At 75.3% G+C, this 3,077-nt stretch carries 3 protein-coding genes and 1 pseudogene; 3 read left to right on the top strand and 1 reads right to left on the bottom strand.

The window, feature by feature from the left end:
* Positions 1-658 (top strand): DUF4189 domain-containing protein (locus DY218_RS34630; protein WP_199566853.1); only part of this gene is annotated, 658 nt, incomplete at its 5' end.
* A gap of 3 nt (positions 659-661) precedes the next feature.
* Here DY218_RS34630 and DY218_RS25420 read toward each other — a convergent pair.
* Entirely contained in the window at positions 662-1,162 is a 501-nt protein-coding gene (locus DY218_RS25420) for a DoxX family protein (RefSeq protein ID WP_128558481.1), read from the bottom strand.
* Between the two features lie 162 nt (positions 1,163-1,324).
* Between DY218_RS25420 and DY218_RS25425 the strand changes: the two genes are divergently transcribed.
* Both DY218_RS25425 and DY218_RS35425 read left to right on the top strand, forming a co-directional pair.
* Positions 1,325-2,437 (top strand): Lrp/AsnC family transcriptional regulator, encoded by a 1,113-nt coding sequence (locus DY218_RS25425; protein WP_128558482.1) that lies wholly within the window; start codon positions 1,325-1,327, stop codon positions 2,435-2,437.
* A gap of 434 nt (positions 2,438-2,871) precedes the next feature.
* Positions 2,872-3,077: pseudogene (locus tag DY218_RS35425) on the top strand (hypothetical protein); the annotation flags it as partial.

Below are 3,077 nucleotides of genomic sequence, written 5' to 3' on the forward strand. Positions count from 1 at the left end.
CGCGCGGACCTCCGCCTGGACGCCCGGCGGGATCGCCGCGGCCGCGGCCGCCGCGGTGGTCGGGGCCGTGGTGCTGGCCTCGCTGCTGTCCGGCGGGTCGGACGGTTTCGGCGGCGCGGGAGGGTCGGGCGGCTCCAACTCCGAGGCCGGGGACACCACTTCGAGCAGCCCGGCGTACTCCGGAAACGACGGGGACGACGAGGACGACGCGGGCCCCACCTACTCGCCGCGCGAGCGGCCCACGTACAGCCGCCCGACGAAGACCGCCCGCTCCACTCCGGACCCCCCGGACACCGACGACGAGCCCGCGCCGACGCGTACGTACCGTGCCCCGACGCCCGCTCGGTCCACCTACCGGCCGCCGCCCCCGCCACCGCCGACGTACTACGGCGCGATCGCCGTGAGCGGCAAGGGCAGCATCGGCAGGGCGTGGGACTACAAGTCCCGCAGCGCGGCCGAGCAGGCGGCGATGAACAACTGCAGCGGCGCCTGCAAGGTCATCACGTCGTTCCACAACGGCTGCGGCGCCGTGGTGCACAACTCCACCACCCACCGGTACAGCGGCGGCCACGGCGAGACCCGCGGGAAGGCCCAGCGCTCGGCGATGAACCGCGCGGGCGGCGGCCGCTACGTCACCTCCGTGTGCACCAGCAACTGAACCTCAGCGGGCGAGCGGCACCCGCGGCTGCGGGCTTGTGTCGTCCGCGGGGCGCCGGTGCTTGAACAGCACGGTCAGGGTGGCCGCGAGGAAGATGATCTGGGTGACGGTGCGCGGGCCCAGTTCGTCGTACCAGGGGACGTCACCGCCGGCCGCCAGGTGGACGTTCGCCGGGAACACGACGACCAGCAGCAGGCTGAGCCCGCCCGCCGCGAGCCGGGCGGTAGGCGCCCACAACAGGCCTGCGGCGCCTGCGAGTTCGGCGATTCCGGAGAGGGTGACGAGCAGCTCGGGTGCGGGGAACGCGGACGGCACCATGTCCACGAGTTCCGCGCGCATGCCGGCGAAGTGCGCGATGCCGGTGAGGACGAACATGGCCGCGAGGCCACCGCGCAGGGCGGCCACCGGCCGGCCGCGGAGCCGGGTGACGCCACGGACACGCCCTGGGTGGCCGGCGAGCAGGAGGAGGGCGGTCACGGCGATGAGGGTGATCAGCGGTTCCATGAGGTGGTCTCCTGTCCGGCCGGCCGACCGGGGCGGGCTGCGCGGCCGGTCCGGGCCCGCCACTCCTTCGGCGGCCCGTGCCCCTCAGCGTCCCGCCGGAGGGAGCGGTGGGCGCTGTACAGTCGGCCGGAACGACGCCATCCGACACCGGAGAGCCATCCGATGACGCAATCCGTCACTCTGGACGACCTCGATCGGCGGCTCGTCCACGCTCTGCAGGTCGACGGGCGCGCCCCGTTCAGCCGGATCGCGGCGGTGCTCGGCGTCCCGGAGCGCACGCTCGCCCGGCGCTATCACCGACTGCGGTCGGCGCTGGCCGTCCGGGTCGCGGGCCTGGTCGACAGTGCGCGGATCGGGATGGCCGACTGGTTCGTGACGCTCGACTGTGCGCCCGATGCGACGGAGACGCTGACCTCCCTACTCGCCCAGCGGGACGACACCTCGTGGATCGCACCGCTCGCGGGCGGCGGCCGCCTGGTGTGCATGGTCCGCACGCCCGCGCCGGGCCGGCCGGCGGGTGGACCGGACGGCGGCCGGTCCTTCTTCGAGCAGCTCGCCCGGACACCGGGTGTACGGGATGTGCAGGCGGGCTGCGTCCTGCGGGCGGTGGCGGGGGTCGGTGGCTGGTCGGGCCGTACGAGTGCGCTCGACGCGGCTGAGCAGGAGCGGCTGCGGACGGCGGCGGAGCCGGCGAGGTCGGCGGTGGGCGGCGACGGGGGCGCGGGCTCGCCATCGACCGGCGATGCGGACGGGGCCGCATCCTCACCCGGGCCCGGGCCCGACCCCGGCCCCACGGCCTGGACCGAGGCCGATGCCCGCCTCGCCGGGGAACTGGCGCGGGACGGCCGGGCCGACATCCGCCACCTGGCCGAGGTCACCGGCTGGTCGGCCTCCACCACCCGCCGCCGTATCTCCCGCCTGCGCAGCACCGGGGTGCTGCACTTCGAGGTGGACGTCGACCCCGCGCACTTCGGCGCACCGCTGGAGGCGCTCCTCTGGCTGGACGTGGCACCCGGCACCCTGCCCACGGTCACCGAGGCACTGGCGGGGCATGCCCCGGTCGCCTTCGCCGCGGCGACCACCGGCCGGGCGGCCGTCTTCGCCATGCTGCAGTGCCGCGACGCGGGCGCACTCTACGAGTACCTGTCCCGTGACCTCGGCGCGCTGCCCGGCATCCGGGGCGCCGAGACGGCCCTCGTACAGCGCCGCACCAAGCGGGCGGGCACGCTGCTCCTGCCGGAGCGACACAGTTCGCCGCCGAAACGGGCGAGTTGAAAAGTCGCCGGCCGGGGACGACGTCGCGCCGCTCGCCGCGGCTCGGCGGCACGCCGGAGACTTGGTCTCTGACAGGCACTCAAATGTGTTGTCGGTAAGCTCAGTTGAGTACCTGGGGTGAAGGGTGTACGTAGCGGAGCGCCGTACGCTCTGGGCCCGCGGGCCCAAATGTGAAGGAATCCGGGCCCAGTTGTGGAGGGAATGGCTCCACACCGTCCACAGGACGTGTTGAGTGTTCCCGGCGTCGGCGGAAGGCACCGCCACCGTCTGCCGGCGCCGCTGAGGTCACCCCCTCTGCCCGCCCTCGGCCCGCAACCCGCCTCCGATCAGGCGGACTTGCGCGCGGTGGGGGCCCCGGACGGCGCGAGCCGCCCGGTATCACCGCGCACCGGCCCGTCCGCGGCGCAGTCCCCCCTGCCCCGAGGAGCACCTGCATGACCACGCCCGGCCCCCAGCACTCGTCGGCGTACCGCACCGCGGCGCACTCCCGGCCGCCGCTTCCCGCCCTTCCGGAGCGCCCCGCGCTGCCCAGTCGCCCGGCGCTCCCCGCACTCCCGTCCCCGCGCGCGCTCCCCGGCCCGGACACCGCCCGCACTCCCCCGGCGGGCCCCGGCGCCGAACAGCCCCGCCCGGCCCTGCC

The sequence above is a fragment of the Streptomyces triticagri genome, from assembly GCF_003429565.1.
Taxonomy (GTDB): domain Bacteria; phylum Actinomycetota; class Actinomycetes; order Streptomycetales; family Streptomycetaceae; genus Streptomyces; species Streptomyces triticagri.

Bases quoted from the DNA above. Each gene is read 5' to 3' on its own strand.
- DY218_RS25420 (WP_128558481.1), bottom strand. From the start codon at position 1,162: ATGGAACCGCTGATCACCCTCATCGCCGTGACCGCCCTCCTCCTGCTC.
- DY218_RS25425 (WP_128558482.1), top strand. From the start codon at position 1,325: ATGACGCAATCCGTCACTCTGGACGACCTCGATCGGCGGCTCGTCCAC.